The sequence below is a fragment of the Streptomyces sp. NPDC054840 genome (genome assembly GCF_053611065.1).
The window spans coordinates 1-4,992 of record NZ_JBSGZP010000561.1 but is presented as its reverse complement, the minus strand read 5'-3'; the positions used below and the strand labels follow the sequence as shown (position 1 = coordinate 4,992).

Below are 4,992 nucleotides of genomic sequence, written 5' to 3'. Positions count from 1 at the left end.
GGCGTAGGCACCCTCCTCGTCCATCACGAAGCTGCCCCCGGTGTGCCCGTCGATCGCGGTGTGCTCGAGCCACTGGCGGGAAAGCTGGTGCATGTGCCTGGACGCCCGTTCCCAGGGAATCCGGTGACCGGCGCAGGCCACTTCGAACCTTTCCGGTGAGGTTCTTCGGGAAGCCCCACAGGTTGGGCGGTGTCGACACCGGCATCTCGAACGGCGGGTCCCAGTCGGTTCCGCTCAGCGGACGGCCATGGTTCGAACCTCTCGGTCGGCTCGGCCCGGGAGGACACCCGGGACCGGCCCAGAATCGGCGGACGATCACCGGTGCCCGGACGCGCCGCCGCTCCGGGCCCGTAACCGACCCCATCGGGTGGCCGCCGCCGCTCCGATCGGCGGGGGCGCGAGGGGGCTCACGGGACGCCGGCCGGTGTGACCTTCGCCGCTCCTCGGGGAGGGGGTGTGCACATTGGTTACCCGCAAGTAGCATGGGTCGGGTGAGCGGGCGCTCAGCAACGTACGCCGAACGCCCCCGCGCGCAGCAGTGCACACCCGCACCTGGAGGAGAGCCAACGTGCCTCGTACCGTCAGGGACGTCGTCTTCGTCGACGGCGTCCGCACCCCGTTCGGCAAGGCGGGCCCGAAGGGCATCTACCACGAGACCCGCGCCGACGACCTCGTCGTGAAGGCGATCCGGGAGCTGCTGCGCCGCAACCCGGACCTGGACCCCAAGAAGATCGACGAGGTCGCCATCGCCGCGACCACGCAGATCGGTGACCAGGGCCTGACGCTGGGCCGTACCGCCGGCATTCTCGCGGGCCTCCCGCAGTCCGTCCCGGGCTACTCCATCGACCGCATGTGCGCCGGCGCGCTGACCGCCGTGACCGCCGTCGCGGGCGGTGTGGCCTTCGGTGCCTACGACGTCGCCCTCGCCGGCGGTGTCGAGCACATGGGCCGTCACCCCATGGGTGAGGGCGTGGACCCGAACCCGCGCTTCGTCTCCGAGAAGCTGGTCGACGAGTCCGCCCTGTTCATGGGCATGACCGCCGAGAACCTGCACGACCGGTACCCGACGATCACCAAGCTCCGCGCCGACGAGTACGCCGTGCGCTCGCAGGAGAAGGCCGCCAAGGCGTACGCCGACGGCAAGATCCAGCAGGACCTGGTCCCGATCTCGGTGCGCAACACCAACGAGGCGGCCGGTGAGACGGGCTGGGGCCTGGTCACCACCGACGAGCCGATGCGCCCGGGCACCACGCTGGAGAACCTGGCCGGCCTGAAGACCCCGTTCCGTACGCACGGCCGGGTCACCGCGGGCAACGCCGCCGGTCTCAACGACGGTGCCACCGCCGCGATCATCGCGTCCGAGGACTTCGCCCGGGAGAACAACCTCCCGGTCAAGATGCGCCTGGTCTCGTACTCCTTCGCGGGTGTCGAGCCCGAGGTCATGGGCTACGGCCCGATCCCGGCCACCGAGAAGGCCCTGGCCCAGGCCGGCCTGACGATCGAGGACATCGGCCTCTTCGAGGTCAACGAGGCCTTCGCGGTCCAGGTCCTCGCGTTCCTGGAGCACTACGGCATCGCCGACGACGACGCCCGCGTGAACCAGTACGGCGGCGCCATCGCCTTCGGTCACCCGCTCGCCTCCTCGGGCGTGCGCCTGATGACGCAGCTGGCCCGCCAGTTCGAGGAGCAGCCGCACGTCCGCTACGGCCTGACCACCATGTGCGTCGGCTTCGGCATGGGCGCCACGGTCATCTGGGAGAACCCGAACTTCAACGCCGAGGGAGACTCCAAGTGAGCACCACCGCTGAGCTCCTGAAGGGCGCGGCCGAGCTGTTCCCGGACGAGGTCGTCACGTCCGCGCACGTCCGCCACCTGGACCTGCCGTTCGGCGCCGGGCGCTTCGCGCTCATCACGCTGGACAACGGCTTCGACCACACCAAGCCGACCACCTTCGGCCCGCAGTCCCTCGCCAACCTGAACGCGGCGATCGACCAGGTCGAGCAGGAGGCCCTCGCGGGCTCCATCGTCGGCGCCGGCATCACCGGCAAGCCGTTCATCTTCGCGGTCGGCGCCGACCTCAAGGGTGTCGAGCTGCTGAAGAAGCACGACGAGGCGCTCGCCATCGGCAAGGGCGGCCACGACGTCTTCAAGCGCCTCTCGGCGCTGGCGGTCCCGACCTTCGCGTACTACAACGGCGCGGCCATGGGCGGCGGTGTCGAGGTCGGTCTGCACTGCACCTACCGCACCGTCTCGAAGGCCATCCCGGCCTTCTCGCTGCCCGAGGTCTTCCTCGGCCTGGTTCCCGGCTGGGGCGGCTGCGCCATCCTGCCGAACCTGATCGGCGCCGAGCGCGCGGTCTCGGTGATCATCGAGAACTCGCTCAACCAGAACAAGCAGCTGCGTGGCAAGCAGGTCTTCGACCTGGGCATCGCGGACGCGCTGTTCGAGGGCGCGGACTTCCTGGAGCAGTCGCTCCTGTGGACCGCGAACGTCCTGAACGGCACCACCGAGGTCGTCCGCGACGAGATCGACCGCGGTGAGGCCTGGGACGCGGCCGTCGCCAAGGGCCGCTTCATCGCGGACTCCAAGGTGCACGGCGCCGCTCCCGCCGCCTACCGCGCGCTGGACATCATCGCCGCGGCCAAGTCGGGCGACCTGCAGGCCGGCTTCGACGCCGAGGACACGGCCCTGGCCGACCTCATCATGGGCGGCGAGCTGCGCTCGGGCATCTACGCCTTCAACCTGGTGCAGAAGCGCGCCAAGCGCCCGGCCGGCGCCCCGGACAAGTCCCTGGCCCGTCCGGTCACCAAGGTCGGCGTCGTCGGCGCGGGCCTGATGGCCTCTCAGCTGGCGCTGCTCTTCCTGCGCCGCCTGGAGGTGCCGGTGGTCCTCACCGACATCGATCAGGAGCGCGTGGACAAGGGTGTGGGCTACGTCCACGCCGAGATCCAGAAGCTGCTCGGCAAGGGCCGCATCAACCAGGACAAGGCCAACCGCCTGACCGCCCTGGTGACGGGTGTCCTGGACAAGGCCGAGGGTTTCGCGGACGCGGACTTCATCATCGAGGCCGTGTTCGAGGAGATGTCCGTCAAGCAGAAGGTGTTCGCGGAGGTCGAGGCGGTCGCCCCGGCGCACGCGATCCTCGCCACCAACACCTCCTCGCTGTCGGTGTCGGAGATGGCCTCCAAGCTCCAGCACCCGGAGCGCGTGGTCGGCTTCCACTTCTTCAACCCGGTCGCGATCCTCCCGCTGCTGGAGATCGTCCGCGGTGAGCAGACCGACGACGCCTCGCTGGCCACGGCCTTCGGTGTCGCCAAGAAGCTGAAGAAGACCGCGGTCCTCACCAAGGACGCCCCGGCGTTCGTCGTGAACCGCATCCTGACCCGCTTCATGGGCGAGATCCAGAACGTCATCGACGAGGGCACCCCGGTCGTCACGGCGGAGAAGGCCATCGAGCCGCTCGGCCTGCCGATGTCCCCGCTGGTGCTCCTGGAGCTCGTCGGCCCGGCGATCGGTCTGCACGTCTCCGAGACCCTGAACCGCGCCTTCCCGGAGCGCTTCACCGTCTCCCCGAACCTCGCGGCGGTCGTCAAGGCCGGCAAGCGCGGCTTCTACGTCTACGATTCCGGCAAGCCGGAGCTGGACCCCGAGGTCGCCGCCCTCCTGGTGCAGGGCGACGTCGTCCTGACGGAGGAGCAGGTCCGCGACCGCGTCCTGGACGCGGTGGCGCAGGAGATCGGCCTGATGCTGGAGGAGGGTGTCGTGGCCGAGGCCCAGGACATCGACCTCTGCCTCATCACGGGCGCCGGCTGGCCCTTCCACCTGGGCGGCATCACGCCGTACCTGGACCGTGAGGGTGTCTCGGAGCGCGTGAACGGCAAGAAGTTCCTCGCCCCCGGCCTCGCGAGCATCCCGGCCTAGTCCGGGTCTGCGAGGGCTGTTCCACGGCTCGGCCCGCCCCTTCCGGGGGGCGGGCCACAGCCGTTCGAATAGCTGTCTAAGATTCACCCCCATGACGGAAAAGCACGCGCGGCCCAGACGCCGCCGCCGCATTCTGCGGATCACCCTGCTGCTGGTCGCCGTGCTGATCCTGGGCACGGCCGGAGCCGGCTGGTGGACCTACAGCCACCTCAACTCCAACATCGACAGCGTCGACCTGGACCGGGCGATCGGCGACAACCGGCCCGCGAAGGTCGTCGCGAACGCCCAGAACATCCTGGTGCTCGGCTCCGATTCGCGCGGCGGGGCCAATGCCGATCTCGACCACGGCGATGTCAGCGGTGCCCGCTCGGACACCGCGATGCTGGTGCACATACCCGAGGGCCGGGCCAAGGCGACCGCGGTGAGCATCCCCCGCGACACCCTGATCACCCGGCCCGAGTGCAAGGACGGCAAGGGCAAGACCCTGCCCTCCGCCAAGCGGGTCATGTTCAACTCCGTCTACTCGCTCGCCGGCCCGGCCTGCGTGGTCAACACGGTGGAGCAGATGTCCGGCGTCCGCGTGGACCACTTCGTCGAGGTCGACTTCGCCGGCTTCAAGGGCCTGGTCGACGCGCTGGGCGGGGTCACCGTCACCTTGGACAAGCCGATGAGCGGCGCCAAGGGCGGCCTCAAGCTGGACGCCGGGCCGCACCGGCTGAACGGCACCGACTCGCTGAAGTTCGTCCGTACCCGCTACGGCTACGGTGACGGCAGCGACCTCGGCCGCATCGGCCTGCAGCAGCAGTTCATGACGGCCATGCTGTCCGAGATCAAGAAGCAGGACGCCCTCGGCAACCCGGCGCGGCTGTACAAGCTCGCGGACGCCGGGACCAAGTCGCTGACCACCGACTCCGACCTCGCCTCGCTCACCGCGCTGTCCGACTTCGCGCAGAGCATGAAGGGTGTCGACCCGGACACGATGGAGACGATCATGCTTCCGGTCGCCTACGACAAGGTGGACCCGAACCGCGTGATCGTGGCCGAGCCGCAGGCGACCCAGCTGTGGGAGGC

The 4,992-nt window shown here is 69.6% G+C and carries 3 protein-coding genes; all 3 read left to right on the top strand.

Translation table 11 applies throughout. The features are described 5' to 3' along the window. The first annotated feature begins 568 nt into the window (after positions 1-568). Positions 569-1,795: a thiolase family protein gene (locus ACWGIU_RS29565; protein ID WP_202199161.1), complete on the top strand. Its 1,227-nt coding sequence runs from the start codon at positions 569-571 to the stop codon at positions 1,793-1,795. Then, a complete protein-coding gene (locus ACWGIU_RS29560; RefSeq protein WP_386015047.1) occupies positions 1,792-3,921 on the top strand; it encodes a 3-hydroxyacyl-CoA dehydrogenase NAD-binding domain-containing protein in 2,130 nt (709 codons plus the stop codon). The genes ACWGIU_RS29565 and ACWGIU_RS29560 overlap by 4 nt, the downstream gene beginning before the upstream one ends. Positions 3,922-4,012: 91 nt before the next feature. Then, the coding region (locus tag ACWGIU_RS29555; protein ID WP_453710871.1) for an LCP family protein at positions 4,013-4,992 on the top strand (980 nt) is incomplete at its 3' end.